Origin of the sequence: Streptomyces thermodiastaticus (assembly GCF_014656135.1) — a bacterium.
Taxonomy (GTDB): domain Bacteria; phylum Actinomycetota; class Actinomycetes; order Streptomycetales; family Streptomycetaceae; genus Streptomyces; species Streptomyces thermodiastaticus.
Genome location: NZ_BNBV01000008.1, coordinates 131,395 through 146,340, shown reverse-complemented (window position 1 = coordinate 146,340; position 14,946 = coordinate 131,395). Strand labels below are relative to the sequence as shown.

Annotated in this window: 15 protein-coding genes; 8 read left to right on the top strand and 7 right to left on the bottom strand. The window is 71.6% G+C overall.

Annotated features, from left to right (window positions below; translation table 11 throughout):
* Nucleotides 1-51: 51 nt before the first annotated feature.
* Nucleotides 52-1,218 carry a hypothetical protein gene (locus IE286_RS10665; RefSeq protein ID WP_189796396.1) on the top strand — a complete coding sequence of 389 codons (1,167 nt, stop codon included), beginning with the start codon at nucleotides 52-54 and terminating at the stop codon, nucleotides 1,216-1,218.
* A 16-nt stretch (nucleotides 1,219-1,234) separates the two neighbouring features.
* On the opposite strand, the gene IE286_RS10660 is transcribed toward IE286_RS10665, so the two are convergent.
* Nucleotides 1,235-2,155, bottom strand: coding sequence for a dihydrodipicolinate synthase family protein (locus IE286_RS10660; RefSeq protein ID WP_189796395.1), 921 nt, complete (start codon nucleotides 2,153-2,155; stop codon nucleotides 1,235-1,237).
* Between the two features lie 200 nt (nucleotides 2,156-2,355).
* Between IE286_RS10660 and IE286_RS10655 the strand changes: the two genes are divergently transcribed.
* From IE286_RS10655 to IE286_RS10645, 3 genes are all read left to right on the top strand, one after another.
* Nucleotides 2,356-2,571 carry a hypothetical protein gene (locus IE286_RS10655; protein WP_189796394.1) on the top strand — a complete coding sequence of 72 codons (216 nt, stop codon included), beginning with the start codon at nucleotides 2,356-2,358 and terminating at the stop codon, nucleotides 2,569-2,571.
* 167 nt (nucleotides 2,572-2,738) lie between these two features.
* On the top strand, nucleotides 2,739-3,485 hold the full coding sequence (recO, locus tag IE286_RS10650) for a DNA repair protein RecO (RefSeq protein WP_189796393.1): 747 nt from the start codon (nucleotides 2,739-2,741) through the stop codon (nucleotides 3,483-3,485).
* Nucleotides 3,486-3,513: 28 nt separating this feature from the next.
* Complete coding sequence (locus IE286_RS10645; protein ID WP_189796392.1) at nucleotides 3,514-4,353, top strand: isoprenyl transferase; 840 nt, start codon at nucleotides 3,514-3,516, stop codon at nucleotides 4,351-4,353.
* Nucleotides 4,354-4,432: 79 nt separating this feature from the next.
* On the opposite strand, the gene IE286_RS10640 is transcribed toward IE286_RS10645, so the two are convergent.
* From IE286_RS10640 to IE286_RS10625, 4 genes are all read right to left on the bottom strand, one after another.
* Nucleotides 4,433-4,855 carry a Fur family transcriptional regulator gene (locus IE286_RS10640; RefSeq protein WP_189796391.1) on the bottom strand — a complete coding sequence of 141 codons (423 nt, stop codon included), beginning with the start codon at nucleotides 4,853-4,855 and terminating at the stop codon, nucleotides 4,433-4,435.
* A 101-nt stretch (nucleotides 4,856-4,956) separates the two neighbouring features.
* The gene (locus tag IE286_RS10635) at nucleotides 4,957-5,859 is read right to left on the bottom strand and encodes a metal ABC transporter permease (protein WP_189796390.1); all 903 of its coding nucleotides are present in this window, start codon (nucleotides 5,857-5,859) and stop codon (nucleotides 4,957-4,959) included.
* Nucleotides 5,859-6,617, bottom strand: coding sequence for a metal ABC transporter ATP-binding protein (locus IE286_RS10630; protein ID WP_189796389.1), 759 nt, complete (start codon nucleotides 6,615-6,617; stop codon nucleotides 5,859-5,861). Before IE286_RS10630 ends, IE286_RS10635 begins: the two co-directional genes overlap by 1 nt.
* 29 nt (nucleotides 6,618-6,646) lie before the next feature.
* Entirely contained in the window at nucleotides 6,647-7,606 is a 960-nt protein-coding gene (locus IE286_RS10625; protein ID WP_189796388.1) for a metal ABC transporter substrate-binding protein, read from the bottom strand.
* Between the two features lie 185 nt (nucleotides 7,607-7,791).
* Between IE286_RS10625 and IE286_RS10620 the strand changes: the two genes are divergently transcribed.
* Nucleotides 7,792-9,174, top strand: a complete 1,383-nt coding sequence (locus IE286_RS10620) for a glycine--tRNA ligase (RefSeq protein WP_189796387.1) — start codon at nucleotides 7,792-7,794, stop codon at nucleotides 9,172-9,174.
* A gap of 106 nt (nucleotides 9,175-9,280) precedes the next feature.
* Here the strand turns inward: IE286_RS10620 and IE286_RS10615 are convergent, their stop codons facing one another.
* Nucleotides 9,281-10,342, bottom strand: coding sequence for a chitinase (locus IE286_RS10615; protein ID WP_189796386.1), 1,062 nt, complete (start codon nucleotides 10,340-10,342; stop codon nucleotides 9,281-9,283).
* A gap of 155 nt (nucleotides 10,343-10,497) precedes the next feature.
* Here IE286_RS10615 and IE286_RS10610 point away from each other — a divergent pair, with 155 nt between their 5' ends.
* Both IE286_RS10610 and IE286_RS10605 read left to right on the top strand, forming a co-directional pair.
* Nucleotides 10,498-11,508: an aldo/keto reductase gene (locus IE286_RS10610; protein ID WP_189796385.1), complete on the top strand. Its 1,011-nt coding sequence runs from the start codon at nucleotides 10,498-10,500 to the stop codon at nucleotides 11,506-11,508.
* A 37-nt stretch (nucleotides 11,509-11,545) separates the two neighbouring features.
* Complete coding sequence (locus IE286_RS10605; protein WP_189796384.1) at nucleotides 11,546-12,136, top strand: TetR/AcrR family transcriptional regulator; 591 nt, start codon at nucleotides 11,546-11,548, stop codon at nucleotides 12,134-12,136.
* A gap of 48 nt (nucleotides 12,137-12,184) precedes the next feature.
* Here the strand turns inward: IE286_RS10605 and IE286_RS10600 are convergent, their stop codons facing one another.
* Nucleotides 12,185-13,630: an MFS transporter gene (locus IE286_RS10600; protein WP_189796383.1), complete on the bottom strand. Its 1,446-nt coding sequence runs from the start codon at nucleotides 13,628-13,630 to the stop codon at nucleotides 12,185-12,187.
* Nucleotides 13,631-13,708: 78 nt separating this feature from the next.
* On the opposite strand from IE286_RS10600, the gene dusB reads away from it, so the two are divergent.
* Nucleotides 13,709-14,848: a tRNA dihydrouridine synthase DusB gene (dusB, locus tag IE286_RS10595; protein WP_189796382.1), complete on the top strand. Its 1,140-nt coding sequence runs from the start codon at nucleotides 13,709-13,711 to the stop codon at nucleotides 14,846-14,848.
* Nucleotides 14,849-14,946 lie beyond the last annotated feature (98 nt).

Here is a 14,946-nt window from a genome sequence, read left to right as displayed (position 1 = left end):
CACACTGTCATGTCCCGACCGACGCGCGAAGGAAACGGGGGGAGAAGCGAGATGAGCACCGCACCGTCACCCCGGCCCGGCAGCCCCGCCGGCACGCCCGGTGCCACCGATCCGCCCGACGTGACCGGGCGGTCGCCCACGCCCGCCGCCGGCCTGCCCCCCGGCAGGGACCGGTGGCTGCGCCGCGGAGCGGCCGGGGTGGTCCTCGGCGCCCTCGTCTGGGGCGTCGCCGCGCTGCTCGCCCCGCACGGCAGCTGGCCGCGGCAGTTCCTGGCGGCGCTGCTGTGCGCGGCCGGCGCCGTCGTGATCCAGCACGTGCTGGCCCTGGACCTGCGGCTGGAGGAGCACGCCCGGCAGACGCTGCGGCAGACCCGGAAACTGGAGAAGCAGGTGCAGCGGGCGGAGCACGCGCCCGTCGAGACCGCGGCCGCCATGCGCGAGGTCCTCACCCGGCACACGAAGGACATCCAGGACCTGAGGCAGCTGATCGAGGCCCGGATCGACCAGCAGCGGCAGGAGGCCGAGTCCCGCGACCCCCACGCACTGGTCAGCACCGACGGCAGCGTGCCCGACCTGGCCGACCGGTTCGCCGAGATCGTCTCGCCCGGCCCGTCCATCCTGGACACGTTCGTCCGCCTGGAGATGCGGCGGGTCGTCGGGCACCTGACGGACCTCACCTCGCTGAGCACCGAGTGCCCCGGCGAGAACCACGACTGGATGCTCTCCCTGACCCACGCGGCCGAGCAGTCCATCTGCGCCATCAGCACCTCCGTGGACCGGGAGTTCTGGAACAGCGAACCGGCCAGCCGCTATCTGCAGGCCCAGCAGGAGGCGATCGCGGACCGCGGAGTGCCGGTGCGCCGGGTGTTCCTGGTGGAGAGCGCGCAGAACCTGGGCGACCGGCTGCTGACGCTGTGCGAGGAGCAGGCGTCGATGGGCATCGGGGTGCGCGTGTCGGTGCTGTCCGAGCTGCCGCCGACCCTGCAGCGGGGCACCACCAACGACTGCATCGTCTACGACGAGGCGGTCTCCTTCGAGATCGACCAGGACCTGCGCGACGTCAATGTGCGCACCCGGCTCATCGCCCGGCCGCACCATGTCCAGGACCGGATCAAGCGGTTCCAGGAACTGTGGGAGGCCGGCATGACCCTCGCCGAGCTGGAGGCCCGCGTGGACGACGAGGAGGACGGCACCTGGATGGTGGACAGCGGCGACTGACCGCCCGCCGCGGCCCTCACACCAGCCCGGCCGCGGACAGGAGCGCCCGCACCCGCTCCACCTCCTCCGGCGCCGGCGGCAGCTGCGGTTCCGCCGTGGCGGGGCAGTCGATGACGCCCCGCAGGTGCAGCGCCGCCTTGTACGCACCCCACGCGGACGGCCCCGTGCCGGCGGAGCCGGTCATGCCGGACAGCTCGCACAGCCGCTCCTGCTCGGCCCGGGCGCCGTCCCAGTCGCCCGCCCGGGCCCGCCGGTACAGACGCACATAGCCGTGCGGGTCCACGTTGGCCAGTCCTGGAACGGCACCGTCCGCGCCCAGCGCGAGGGCCGCGTCGACCAGCCGCTCGGACCCGGTCAGCACGCTGAACCCGGCCGGGCCCGCCCCGGCCCGCACCCCGGCCAGGATCTCCCGGAACCCGGCCAGGTCACCGCTGGAGTCCTTCAGGCCGGCCAGCACGCCCTCCTCGGCCAGCTGCAGCACCAGATCCACCGGCAGCCCGGTGTGCACACAGGGCGGGATGTCGTAGGCCAGCACGGGCACCGGGCTGCGCTCCGCGACGCGGCGGAAGTGGCGGGCGATCTCCGCCGGACGGGGGAGGACGTAGAACGGCGCGGTGACGACGACGCCGTCGGCGCCCGCCGCGGTGACGGACGCCACCTGGTCGAGCGCGCGGGCGGTGCTCATGTCGATCGCCCCGGCCAGCACCGGCAGCCGCCCGTCCAGGTGGGCGGCCACCGCCTCCACCACCTGCCGGCGCTGCCGGTCCGTCAGGAACGCCGCCTCCGAGGCGGTGCCGAGCACGAACACCCCGTGGACCCCGCCCTCCACCAGGTGGTCCACCAGCCGCAGCAGCGAGGGCACGTCCACCTCGCGGTCGGGCGTCAGCGGGGTGCACACGGGAGGGACGATGCCGGTCAGCGGCGCGGGCAGGGCCATGGGACCTCCTAGGACGGCGGTGGCGGGCAGCGGCCGGTTTCCATGGTGGCCGCGCGGCGCCCGTTCGCACCCGGACGCACGGCGTCCGTCCCGGCCGTCATCAGCCCTTCCGCATCCCGCATCCGCCCCCATGTAGTTACAGACCGTCGCATGGGTATGCACAGCGTGAAGTGAACCGTGTGGAAGAAGGGGAGCGCGTGATGGCAGCACGGCAGTCGGGTGGTGTGGCGTTTCGTGTGCGGCAGGCGGAGGAGACGCTCACGGAGTTGCGCACCGCACTGGAGAAGGCCGGGATCGTCCTGCCGTCGCTGCGGCTCGATCCCGTCGCGCTCGCCCGGGAGGCGCCGAGTCCGCTCATCGAGCTGGGACGCTGCTCGGTGGAGACGGCCGCACGGCTGGCCGAGGCACTGCGGTGAGCGCCCGGTGAGGGCGGGGGCGCGGGCCGCGGGCACGGGCCGGGGGAGGGGAACCGGCCGGGCGCGGCGACGGCGGTGCACCGCGGGGCCGCTGCCGCGGCGGGAGGGCGTGCCCCACGGCCTCCCCCGGGCCCGGCGGGGCACCGCCGTGGGGGAGAATGGAGCCCATGAGTCTGTTCCGCGACGACGGCATCGTGCTGCGCACCCAGAAGCTGGGCGAAGCGGACAGGATCATCACTCTGCTCACCCGGGGGCACGGGCGGGTGCGGGCCGTGGCCCGCGGCGTGCGGCGCACCAAGTCGAAGTTCGGGGCGCGCCTGGAGCCCTTCTCCCACGTGGACGTGCAGTTCTTCGCACGGGGCAGCGAGCTGGTGGGCCGGAGCCTGCCGCTGTGCACGCAGAGCGAGACCATCGCCCCGTACGGCAGCGGGATCGTGACGGACTACGCCCGCTACACCGCCGGGACGGCCATGCTGGAGACGGCCGAGCGGTTCACCGACCACGAGGGCGAGCCGGCCGTGCAGCAGTACCTGCTGCTGGTGGGGGCGCTGCGGACGCTGGCCCGGGGCGAGCACGCCCCGCATCTGGTGCTCGACGCGTTCCTGCTGCGCTCGCTGGCCGTCAACGGCTACGCGCCCAGTTTCGGCGACTGCGCCCAGTGCGGGATGCCCGGCCCGAACCGGTTCTTCTCGGTCTCGTCGGGCGGTTCGGTCTGCGCGGACTGCCGGGTGCCCGGCAGTGTCGTACCCTCGCCGCAGACGCTCACGCTCCTCGGTGCGTTGCTCACCGGGGACTGGGCGACCGCGGACGCGTGCGAGCCCCGCCATGTGCGCGAAGGCAGCGGGCTGGTGTCCGCGTATCTGCACTGGCACCTCGAGCGCGGACTGCGCTCACTGAGGTACGTCGAGAAGTAACACCCCACAGCGAGGGAGACGAGAGCACATGGCCGTACGCGGGATCCTGGGGAGCCGGCGGCGCGAGTACCAGGCACCGCAGCCGCACCCGTCGGGCGCCCGGGCGCCCAAGCTCCCCGGTGAGCTGGTCCCGGAGCACGTGGCCATCGTCATGGACGGCAACGGCCGGTGGGCCAAGCAGCGCGGGCTGCCGCGCACCGAGGGCCACAAGGTCGGCGCCGAGCGGGTGCTGGACGTGCTGCAGGGCGCCATCGAGATGGGCATCGCCAACGTCTCCCTGTACGCCTTCTCCACCGAGAACTGGAAGCGCTCGCCGGAGGAGGTGCGCTTCCTGATGAACTTCAACCGGGACTTCATCCGCGCCTCCCGCGACCAGCTGGACGCGCTCGGCGTCCGGGTGCGCTGGGTGGGCCGGATGCCCCGGCTGTGGAAGTCGGTGGCCAAGGAGCTGCAGATCGCGCAGGAGCAGACCAAGGACAACGACCGGCTCACGCTGTACTTCTGCATGAACTACGGCGGCCGGGCGGAACTGGCGGACGCCGCCAAGGCGATCGCGGAGGACGTGAAGGCGGGCCGGCTGGATCCGTCCAAGGTCAACGAGAAGACCATCCAGAAGTACCTGTACTACCCGGACATGCCGGACGTGGACCTGTTCCTGCGGCCCAGCGGTGAACAGCGCACCTCCAACTATCTGCTGTGGCAGAGCGCGTACGCCGAGCTGGTGTTCCAGGACGTGCTGTGGCCGGACTTCGACCGGCGTGATCTGTGGCGGGCCTGCGTGGAGTTCGCCTCCCGCGACCGCCGCTTCGGCGGGGCCGTGCCCAACGAGGTGCTGCTGGCCGCCGAGGGCCGCGGCGAGGGCAAGTGACAGCAGGGCGCCGCACCTTCGCATGGTGCGGCGCCCTGGACGTTCTCGGCTCGCGCGGTGCGGCAGTCCTCGTGCGGACTCAGGAGTCCTTCGGTCCCGCGGAGCACTCCGCGCAGGTGCCGAAGATCTCCACCGTGTGGGCGACGTTGACGAAGCCGTGTTCCGCCGCGACGGTCTCCGCCCACTGCTCCACGGCCGGGCCCTCGACTTCGACGGCCTTGCCGCAGGCGCGGCAGACCAGATGGTGGTGGTGCCCGCCGGAGGAGCAGCGGCGGTAGACGGACTCGCCGTCGGAGGTGCGCAGGACGTCCACCTCGCCGGCGTCGGCGAGGGACTGCAGGGTGCGGTAGACCGTGGTGAGGCCGACCGAGTCGCCCTTGTGCTTGAGCATGTCGTGGAGCTCCTGCGCGCTGCGGAACTCGTCGACCTCGTCGAGGGCCGCCGCGACGGCGGCGCGCTGCCGGGTGGCGCGGCCCTTCACGGGCGGTCCTGCGGTCGTCACCGGTTGCCTCCTGAAACGTCTGGATCCGAGACGTCCTGAACCGTCTCGTGCAACGTCTCGCGTCTGCCCTGGGTCATTGTGCCAGCCCGAGGCTCCCGTGGTCAGACGCCGACCTCGTCGGCGGACGTCCGGCCGGCCGGAATCGCACGCTCGGCGGGGTCCGCGGCGGGCCGTTGCGCCGAGGCCGCCCGGGCGCGGCGCCGGGCCAGCGGGGTGGCCAGGGCGGTGAGGACGATGAACGCCGCGATGGTCAGCAGCACGATCGTCGCCCCGGGCGGCACGTCCTGGTAGTACGAGGTGACGGTGCCGCCGAGGGTGACGGTCACCCCGATGGCCACGGCGATCGCGAAGGTGGCCGCGAAGCTGCGGGCCAGCTGCTGGGCGGCGGCCACCGGCACCACCATCAGCGCGCTGACCAGCAGCAGCCCGACCACGCGCATCGCCACGGTCACGGTCACCGCGGCGGTGACGGCGGTCAGCAGGTTCAGCGCGCGCACCGGCAGACCGGTGACCCGGGCGAACTCCTCGTCCTGGCTGACGGCGAACATCTGCCGGCGCAGGCCCAGGGTGACCAGGACGACGAAGGCCGCCAGCAGGCAGATCGCCACCACGTCCGACGACGAGACCGTGGACAGGGAGCCGAACAGGTACGAGGTCAGATTGGCGTTGGAACCTCCGGGGGCGAGGTTGATGAACATGACGCCGCCGGCCATGCCGCCGTAGAACAGCATCGCCAGGGCGATGTCGCCGCGGGTGCGGCCGTACCAGCGGATCAGCTCCATCAGGATCGCGCCGAGCACGGAGACCGCCGTCGCCATCCACACCGGTGAGGTGGACAGCAGGAAGCCGAGGCCGACGCCGGTCATGGCCACATGGCCGATGCCGTCGCCCATCAGGGCCTGGCGGCGCTGGACCAGGTACAGGCCGATGGCGGGCGCGGTGATGCCGACCAGGACGGCGGCCAGCAGCGCCCGCTGCATGAAGGGGTAGGTCAAGAAGTCCATCACAGCGGCAGTCCCGTGCGGATCGAGTCGGAGGCCTGGTGCGGGGCGTGGGGGTGGACGTGGTCGTGGCCGGACGCGGCGGCCCCCTCGGGAGGGCCGTCGTGCACGACACGGCCGTCGCGCAGCACGACCGCCCGGTCGATGAGCGGCTTCAGCGGGCCGAGTTCGTGCAGCACCAGCAGCACCGTCGCACCGCCCGCCACCTGCTCCCGCAGGGTGCCGGCCAGGACCTCCTGGCTGGCCAGGTCCACGCCCGCCATCGGCTCGTCCATGATCAGCAGTTCGGGCCGGGCGGCCAGCGCCCGGGCGATCAGCACCCGCTGGTGCTGGCCGCCGGACAGGGCGTTGACCGAGTCCTTCGCCCGGTCGGCGAGGCCGACCAGTTCCAGGGCGTGGTGCACGGCCTCGCGGTCGGCCTTGCGGAACAGGCCGAAACGGGTGCGGGACAGGCGGCCCGCGGAGACGACCTCGGTGACGGTGGCCGGGACGCCGCCCGCGGCCGTGGTGCGCTGCGGCACGTAGCCGACGCGCGCCCAGTCGCCGAAGGCGCGCCGCGGCGTGCCGAACAGTTCGATCTCGCCGCCGGTCACCGGGACCTGGCCGATGACGGTGCGCACGGTGGTGGACTTGCCGGAGCCGTTGGCTCCGAGCAGCGCGACCACCTCGCCGCGGCGCACGGTCAGGTCGATGCCGTGCAGCACCCGGCGGGCGCCCAGCTCGGCGGTCACCTGGCGCAGTGTGACGACGGAATCACCCATGTTCGCCTCCTCGGCGTCGGCGGTGCCGGTCACCGGGCGCCCAGGGCCTGCTGGAGGGCCTTGAGGTTGGCCCGCTGGACCGAGAAGTAGTCGGTGCCCCGGGACTTGTCCGTGATCCCCTCGATCGGGTCGAGGACGTCGGTCTTCAGGTGCGCGTCCCGCGCGATGGTCTTCGCGGTCTTGTCGCTGACCAGCGTTTCGTAGAACACCGTGGTCACGCCGTCGGCCCGCGCCATCTTCTCCAGGTCCTTGACCCGGGCGGCGCTGGGCTCGGACTCCGGGTCCAGGCCGTTGACGGCCTCCTCGGTCAGGCCGTAGCGCTCGGCGAGGTAGCCGAAGGCGGCGTGCGTGGTGATGAAGACCTTGGTCTTCGTGTGCGCGAGGCCCTGCCGGAACTCGGCGTCCAGCTGGTCGAGCTGCTCGACCAGCGCGGCGGTGTTCTTGCGGTAGTCGGCCGCGTGCTCCGGGTCGCCCTTCTCGAACGCCTTGCCGACGCCCTCGGCGACCTGGGCGTAGCGCACCGGGTCGAGCCAGATGTGCGGGTCCCGGGCGCCGGCCTCCTCGCCGGGGTGGGTGTCGTGGACGGCGGCGTGACCGCCGACCTCGCTGCCGTGTTTCTCCAGAGAGGTCAGGGAGGCGGCGTCGATCTCGGTCTTCACCCCGGACTGTGCGACGGCCTCGTCGACGGAGGGCTGCAGGCCCTTGAGGTAGAGCACCGCGTCGGACTTCTGCAGCTGCGCGGTCTGCCGGGCGCTGATCTCCAGGTCGTGCGGCTCCTGGCCCGGCTGCGTGAGGCTGGTGACGTGGACGTGGTCCCCGCCGATGCGTTCGGCGAGGAAGGCCATCGGATAGAACGACGCGACGACGTCGTACCTGCCGTCCTCGCCGGCCGCCTGGCTGGATGAGCAGGCCGCCAGGGTGCCCAGCGCGAGAGTCGTGGCGGCCGCTGCCGCGAGGCCGGATATGAGAGGCTGTCGTCGAGCGTTCATGACAGTCATTTTCAACAAAAATGGAAACCGTTGTCAATAGGCGCCGTTCGAGTGCCCGTGAGAGGGCCGAGCGGCCCTGTGTCCGCCACCGATTTGATTGAGGGGGATCCCCCGCCGGTACGCTGAAGCATTCGCTGAGAAGCGTTTCTCGCTTCGTCGCCCGTCGTCGTACTGAAGAGAGCACCGTGGCCGCCGACAAGATCGACACCATCGTCAGCCTGAGCAAGCGCCGTGGCTTCGTTTTCCCCTGCAGTGAGATCTACGGCGGTCAGCGGGCCGCCTGGGACTACGGTCCCCTGGGTGTCGAGCTGAAGGAGAACATCAAGCGCCAGTGGTGGCGCTCCATGGTGACGTCGCGCGAGGACGTCGTCGGTATCGACTCCTCCGTGATCCTCGCCCCCGAGGTGTGGGTCGCCTCCGGCCACGTCGCCACCTTCACCGACCCGCTGACCGAGTGCACCTCCTGCCACAAGCGGTTCCGCGCCGACCACCTGGAGGAGGCCTACGAGGAGAAGAAGGGCCGCGCCCCGGAGAACGGCCTCGCGGACATCAACTGCCCCAACTGCGGCACCAAGGGCCAGTTCACCGAGCCCAAGCAGTTCTCGGGCCTGCTGTCCACCCACCTCGGCCCGACCCAGGACTCCGGCTCCATCGCCTACCTGCGTCCGGAGACCGCCCAGGGCATCTTCACCAACTTCACCCAGGTGCAGACCACCTCGCGCCGCAAGCCGCCGTTCGGCATCGCCCAGATGGGCAAGTCGTTCCGCAACGAGATCACGCCGGGCAACTTCATCTTCCGCACCCGCGAGTTCGAGCAGATGGAGATGGAGTTCTTCGTCAAGCCCGGCGAGGACGAGAAGTGGCACGAGTACTGGATGGAGCAGCGCTGGAACTGGTACACCGGCCTGGGTCTCCGTGAGGAGAACATGCGCTGGTACGAGCACCCCAAGGAGAAGCTCTCCCACTACTCCAAGCGCACCGCCGACATCGAGTACCGCTTCCAGTTCGGCGGCAGCGAGTGGGGCGAGCTGGAGGGTGTCGCCAACCGCACCGACTACGACCTGAGCTCCCACGCCAAGGCCTCCGGCCAGGACCTGTCGTACTTCGACCAGGAGGCCGGCGAGCGCTGGACGCCGTACGTCATCGAGCCCGCGGCCGGTGTCGGCCGCACGATGCTCGCCTTCCTGCTCGACGCCTACGTCGAGGACGAGGCCCCGAACGCCAAGGGCAAGATGGAAAAGCGCACCGTGCTGCGTCTGGACCACCGTCTGGCCCCGGTGAAGGTCGCGGTGCTGCCGCTGTCCCGCAACCCGGAGCTGTCCCCGAAGGCCAAGGGCCTGGCCCAGAGCCTGCGCCAGCACTGGAACATCGAATTCGACGACGCGGGCGCCATCGGCCGCCGCTACCGCCGCCAGGACGAGATCGGCACGCCGTACTGCGTGACCGTCGACTTCGACACCCTGGAGGACAACGCGGTCACCGTCCGCGAGCGCGACTCGATGAAGCAGGAGCGCGTGTCCCTGGACCAGATCGAGAGCTACCTGGCCGCCCGCCTGGTGGGCTGCTGATCCGGATCCACGATCGGACGAACGCCGTGCGGCCGGCCCGGTACACCCGGTGGCCGCACGGCGTTCGTGCGTTCCGCGGCCCGTGAGCGGGCCGGGCGCGGGCCGGTCAGCGGCCCTGCAGCGCCCTGACGTTGTCGCCGAAGGTCCAGTCCCGTGCGCCGTCCCAGTTGACGGACCAGGTCATCAGGCCCTTGAGCGAGGAGCCGTAGTGCTGCCAGGCCTGGGCGACGAGCGAGGGATCCATGTATCCGCCGCCCGCGCCCTGCTGGGCCGGCAGGCCGGGGACCTGCTTGTCGTAGGGCACCCTGATCGTCGTGCCCTGCACCACCAGCCCCTTGTCCAGGCAGTCCGTCTGGGCGATGAATCCCTCCACGGTGCCGGCCGCGTGGCTGTCGCCGGAGCAGCCGTACATGCTGCCGTTGTAGTACTGCATGTTCAGCCACCACAGCCGGCCGTTGTCGGCGTACTTCTTGATGATCGGCAGATAGGCGCCCCAGATCGAGCCGTAGGTGACGCTGCCGCCGGTGACATAGGCGGTCTCGGGGGCCATCGTCAGGCCGAACCCGGGCGGCATACGGTCGAGGATCCCGTCGATGATGCGGATCAGATTGGCCTGGGACACCGACAGCCGGCCGATGTCCCCGCTGCCGGTCAGGCCGGTCTCGATGTCGATGTCGATGCCGTCGAAGTTGTACTTCTGCAGGATCGGGACGATGGTCTCGACGAACCGGTCGGCGACCGCGGTGGAGGTCAGGTCGATGCCGGCCGTCGCGCCCCCGATGGACAGCAGGATCGTCTGCCCGGCCGCCTTGGCCGCGCACATCTCCGCGGGCGTTGGAACCTTCACGTTCGTGTCCATGCCGTCCTCCCACAGCGCGGTGCCGTCGGAGCGGATCACGGGGAACGCGGCGTTGATCACGTTGTAGCCGTGCTCGCCGATGCGCGCGTCGGTGATCGGGGTCCAGCCGAAGGGCGGGTGGACGCCGTTGGCGGCGCCGTCCCAGTTCTCCCAGTAGCCCTGCAGCACCTTGCCCTCGGGTTTCGGCTTCACGGCACAGGTGTCCTCGGCGGGCGCGGCCGAGGCGGCGGGGGCGAGGACGAGGGCGAGCGGCGCCAGACAGGCGGTCGCCACGGCGGCGGTGAACGCGCGCAGGGTTCTGCGGAGCATGCGGTCTCCCGAAGGGGGTGCGGGTCCGGCGGTGTGTCGTAGGCATGACAGTGCTCTGGTCCAGACCTTTCGTCAAGAGGTCTGGACCAGCGGCGACATGCAGAAACAAATGACAGAGTTTGAAATCTGTCATCTGTCATGCGAGGGTGGAGGGCATGACGATGCACACCCGATCTCTCGGCACCACCGGCCCCCAGGTCTCCGCTCTCGGACTCGGCTGCATGGGCATGTCCGCGCTGTACGGGGAGGCGGACCGGAGCGAGTCGATCGCCACCGTCCACGCCGCCCTGGAGGCGGGCGTGACCCTGCTGGACACCGGCGACTTCTACGCCATGGGCCACAACGAGATGCTCATCGGCGAGGCCCTGCGCACCGCTCCCGCCGCCCGCCGCGAACAGGCCCTGCTCAGTGTGAAGTTCGGCGCCCTGCGCGACCCGGACGGCGGCTGGTCCGGTTACGACGGCCGCCCGGCCGCCGTGAAGAACTTCGCCGCCTACTCCCTGCAGCGCCTCGGCGTGGACCACATCGACGTCTACCGGATCTCCCGGGTCGATCCCGAGGTGCCCATCGAGGAGACGGTCGGCGCGATCGCCGAGCTGGTCGAGAAGGGCTACGTGCGGCACATCGGCCTCAGCGAGGTCGGCGCCGACACCATCCGGCGGGCCGCGGCCACCGCGCCCATCAGCGACCTGCAGATCGAGTACTCGCTGCTCTCCCGCGGCATCGAGGAGCGGATCCTGCCCACCACCCGCGAGCTGGGCATCGCCGTCACCGCCTACGGCGTGCTGTCCCGCGGCCTGATCTCCGGGCACTTCAGCGCCGACCGGACGCTGTCGCCCACCGACTTCCGTGCCCACTCGCCCCGCTTCCAGGGCGAGAACCTCCGGCACAACCTGGCGCTGGTCGAGGCGCTGCGCAAGGTCGCCGACGGCAAGGGGGTGAGCGTCGCGCAGATCGCCATCGCCTGGGTGCTCTCGCGCGGCGAGGACATCGTGCCGCTGGTCGGCGCCCGCACCCGGGAGCGGCTGGCGGAGGCACTCGGCGCGCTGGAGGTGACGCTGGACGAGGCCGACCTCGCCGCGATCGAGGAGGCCGTCCCGCCGGGCGCGGCCGCCGGCGAGCGCTACCCGGCGGCGCAGATGGCCCACCTCGACAGCGAACGCTGAGCCCGGCACCCGGCGGGCGCCGGGTACGGTCTATGCCATGTCACCCACCACCGAAACCCTGACGGCCGAGCGCATCCTGGAGGCGACCGAGGAGGTGCTGCGCCGGCACGGGCCGACGAAGGCCACGGTGGTCGACGTGGCCCGGGCGCTGGGCGTCAGCCACGGCAGCGTCTACCGGCACTTCCGCACCAAGGCGGAGCTGCGCGAAGCGGTGACCAAGCGGTGGCTGGACCGCGCCTCCGGGGCCCTGGCCGCGATCGCCGACGACGGGGACCGCGACCCCGCCCAGCGGTTGCGCGACTGGTTCCAGGGGCTGTTCGACGCCAAGCGCCGCAAGGCGGGCGACGACCCCGAGCTGTTCGCCACGTACTCCGTCCTTGTCGACGAGAACGGCGAGGTGGTCGGCGAGCACATAGCCGAGCTGGTCGCCCAGCTGACCCGGATCGTCGAGGCGGGCATGGCGTCCGGCGTCTTCGCTCCCGGCGACCCGGCGTCCGTGGCCCGCGCGCTCTTCCACGCCACCGACCGCTTCCACGACCCGTGCCATGCGCGGGAGTGGACGCGGCCGGAGATCCAGGACGAGCTGGAGGCGATCCTTCAGCTGCTGCTGCGCGGCCTGGCCGCCTGACCGGCCGGGACCGTCCGGTCCGAGGGAGCGGGCCGGCCGCCGCAGGGGTCAGGCACCGACCCCGGCGGCCTCGCGCACCTCGTGCTCCTGCAGGCGCTCGGCCGTGGCCTGGGCCGTCCTGCGGGCCCAGCGGCCGGAGGTGACCGCGCCCAACACCAGCACCAGCACACCGCAGGCCACCAGCACCCACCAGCCCGGCTGCGCGGCCGAGACGAACACGTCCCGGTAGGAGGACGAGCCGACGCCGGAGGCGAGGAGGGCGCCGACCACCGCGACGCCGAGCGTCGACCCGAGCTGCCGGCTGGTGGAGGCGACGGCCGCGGCCACACCGGCCTGGGAGCGCGGCATGCCGGAGACGGCGCTGTTGGTGATGGGCGCGTTGACGAAGCCGAAGCCGATGCCGAACAGCAGGTATCCGAGGGTGAGCGTCACATTGGACGTCTCGGCCTGGAACGCGGCGAACAGCACCGTGCTCACGGTGATCGCGCACCCGGCGATCAGCAGCGGAAGCCGCGGCCCCCGGCTGCCGACGAGCCGTCCGGACAGCGGGGCGCACAGCAGGGTCGGCACCGCCATCGGCAGCATCCGCAGACCGGCGTGCAGCGCGTCCAGGCCGCGCACGTTCTGCAGGTAGAGCGTGGACAGGAACAGAAACCCGCCCAGGGCGGCGAAGCCGCACACCGCTATCACGGTGGCCCCGCTGAACGGCGCCGAACGGAAGAACCGCAGATCGATCAGCGGCTCGGTGCGCCGCGGCTCGTACCAGGCCAGGCCCAGCAGGGCGACGAGCGCGACCGCGGCGAACGGCAGCACCGTGCCCGGGCTCGCGTGCGGCGCCTCGATGATCGCGTACGTCAGGGAGCCGAACAGGGCGACGACGAGCACCTGGCCGACCGGGTCGAAGCGGCGGGCCTTCGGCGCCCGGGACTCGGGCACGAAGCGCAGGGTGAGCAGGATCGCGACAAGAGCGACGGGCAGGTTGATCCAGAAGATCGAGCGCCAGCCGACCGACTCCACCAGCAGCCCGCCGACCAGCGGTCCGGCCGCCATCGAGATGCCGACCACGGCGCCCCACACGCCGATCGCCCGGGCGCGCTCGCGCGGGTCGGTGAAGGTGTTGGTGATGATCGACATGGCGACCGGGTTGAGCATCGAGCCGCCCACGGCCTGCACCATGCGGAAGACGACCAGCAGCTCCAGGCTCGGGGCCAGCGAGCACAGCAGCGAGCCCAGACCGAAGACCACCAGGCCCGTCAGGAAGACCCGTTTGCGGCCGATGCGGTCGGCCGTGGAGCCGGCGAGCATCAGCAGGGCGGCCAGCACCAGCGTGTAGGCGTCGATCGTCCACTGCAGACCTGACGTGCTCGCGTGCAGATCGCGCTGCAGGGAGGGCAGAGCGACGTTCAGAACGGTGTTGTCCAGGCTCACGATCAACAGGCTCATGCAGCAGATCGCGAGGACCAGCAGACGCCGTCGGTGACTCAGGTCGGGCATGGTCGCCAGTGTAGCCGACATTAGTGCGGTTAACTAATGACCAGTCCGGCTGCGGTGCGGGTGCGCGACAATGACTGCATGCCCACGCCCGCATCCCCCCTGCAGATCGGCCCGCACACCGTCCAGCCGCCCGTCGTCCTGGCGCCGATGGCCGGTATCACCAACGCGCCTTTCCGCAGGCTGTGCCGGGAGTTCTCGGGCGGCAAGGGGCTGTTCGTCAGCGAGATGATCACCACCCGGGCCCTGGTCGAGCGCAACGACAAGACCATGCAGCTGATCACGTTCCACGCCAGCGAGCAGCCGCGCTCGATCCAGCTGTACGGCGTCGACCCGGCGACCGTCGGTAAGGCCGTCCGCATGATCGCGGAGGAGGGTCTCGCCGACCACATCGACCTGAACTTCGGCTGCCCGGTGCCCAAGGTCACCCGCAAGGGCGGGGGCTCCGCCCTGCCCTACAAGCGGAACCTGCTGCGCGCCATCCTGCGCGAGGCGGTCGCCGGTGCGGGCGGCCTGCCGGTCACCATGAAGATGCGCAAGGGCATCGACGACGACCATCTCACCTACCTCGACGCGGGCCGGATCGCCGTGGAGGAGGGCGTCACGGCCATCGCCCTGCACGGCCGCACCACCGCCCAGCACTACGGCGGCACCGCCGACTGGGACGCCATCGCCCGGCTGAAGGAGCACGTCCCGGAGATCCCGGTGCTCGGCAACGGCGACATCTGGTCCGCCGAGGACGCGCTGCGCATGGTGCGCGCGACCGGCTGCGACGGCGTGGTCGTCGGCCGCGGCTGCCTGGGCCGCCCGTGGCTGTTCGCCGACCTGGTGGCCGCCTTCGAGGGCCGGACGGAGCGGGTGCGGCCCACGCTGCGCGAGGTCGCCGACGTCATGGTCCGGCACGCCACGCTGCTCGGCGAGTGGATCGGCGACGAGTCCCGCGGCGTCGTCGACTTCCGCAAGCATGTCGCCTGGTACCTGAAGGGCTTCTCGGTCGGCTCCGAGATGCGCAGGCGGCTGGCGGTCACCTCCTCCCTTCAGGAGCTGCGGGCGGGGCTGGACGAGCTGGACCTGGACCAGCCGTGGCCGGCCGGCGCCGACGGCCCCCGCGGCCGCACCTCCGGCACCAACCGCGTCGTCCTGCCGGACGGCTGGCTGAACGACCCCTACGACTGTGCGGGCGTCGGCGAGGACGCGGAACTGGACACCTCCGGCGGCTGAGCACGTCGCACCGGAGCCGCCGGGCTCCGGCTCCTTTGTGCGCTCTGTGACGTGGCGGCCTTGAGGAAAGGCCGCCACTGTCGCTGTGCGGCCCAGGG

What these genes read in the sequence shown, in the direction of transcription:
- IE286_RS10625 (WP_189796388.1), bottom strand. Translation starts at nt 7,606, where the DNA reads ATGAACGCTCGACGACAGCCTCTCATATCCGGCCTCGCGGCAGCGGCC.
- IE286_RS10605 (WP_189796384.1), top strand. Translation starts at nt 11,546, where the DNA reads ATGTCACCCACCACCGAAACCCTGACGGCCGAGCGCATCCTGGAGGCG.
- IE286_RS10660 (WP_189796395.1), bottom strand. Translation starts at nt 2,155, where the DNA reads ATGGCCCTGCCCGCGCCGCTGACCGGCATCGTCCCTCCCGTGTGCACC.
- IE286_RS10635 (WP_189796390.1), bottom strand. Translation starts at nt 5,859, where the DNA reads ATGGACTTCTTGACCTACCCCTTCATGCAGCGGGCGCTGCTGGCCGCC.
- IE286_RS10645 (WP_189796392.1), top strand. Translation starts at nt 3,514, where the DNA reads ATGGCCGTACGCGGGATCCTGGGGAGCCGGCGGCGCGAGTACCAGGCA.
- IE286_RS10600 (WP_189796383.1), bottom strand. Translation starts at nt 13,630, where the DNA reads ATGCCCGACCTGAGTCACCGACGGCGTCTGCTGGTCCTCGCGATCTGC.
- IE286_RS10655 (WP_189796394.1), top strand. Translation starts at nt 2,356, where the DNA reads ATGGCAGCACGGCAGTCGGGTGGTGTGGCGTTTCGTGTGCGGCAGGCG.
- IE286_RS10615 (WP_189796386.1), bottom strand. Translation starts at nt 10,342, where the DNA reads ATGCTCCGCAGAACCCTGCGCGCGTTCACCGCCGCCGTGGCGACCGCC.
- IE286_RS10610 (WP_189796385.1), top strand. Translation starts at nt 10,498, where the DNA reads ATGACGATGCACACCCGATCTCTCGGCACCACCGGCCCCCAGGTCTCC.
- dusB (WP_189796382.1), top strand. Translation starts at nt 13,709, where the DNA reads ATGCCCACGCCCGCATCCCCCCTGCAGATCGGCCCGCACACCGTCCAG.
- recO (WP_189796393.1), top strand. Translation starts at nt 2,739, where the DNA reads ATGAGTCTGTTCCGCGACGACGGCATCGTGCTGCGCACCCAGAAGCTG.
- IE286_RS10630 (WP_189796389.1), bottom strand. Translation starts at nt 6,617, where the DNA reads ATGGGTGATTCCGTCGTCACACTGCGCCAGGTGACCGCCGAGCTGGGC.
- IE286_RS10665 (WP_189796396.1), top strand. Translation starts at nt 52, where the DNA reads ATGAGCACCGCACCGTCACCCCGGCCCGGCAGCCCCGCCGGCACGCCC.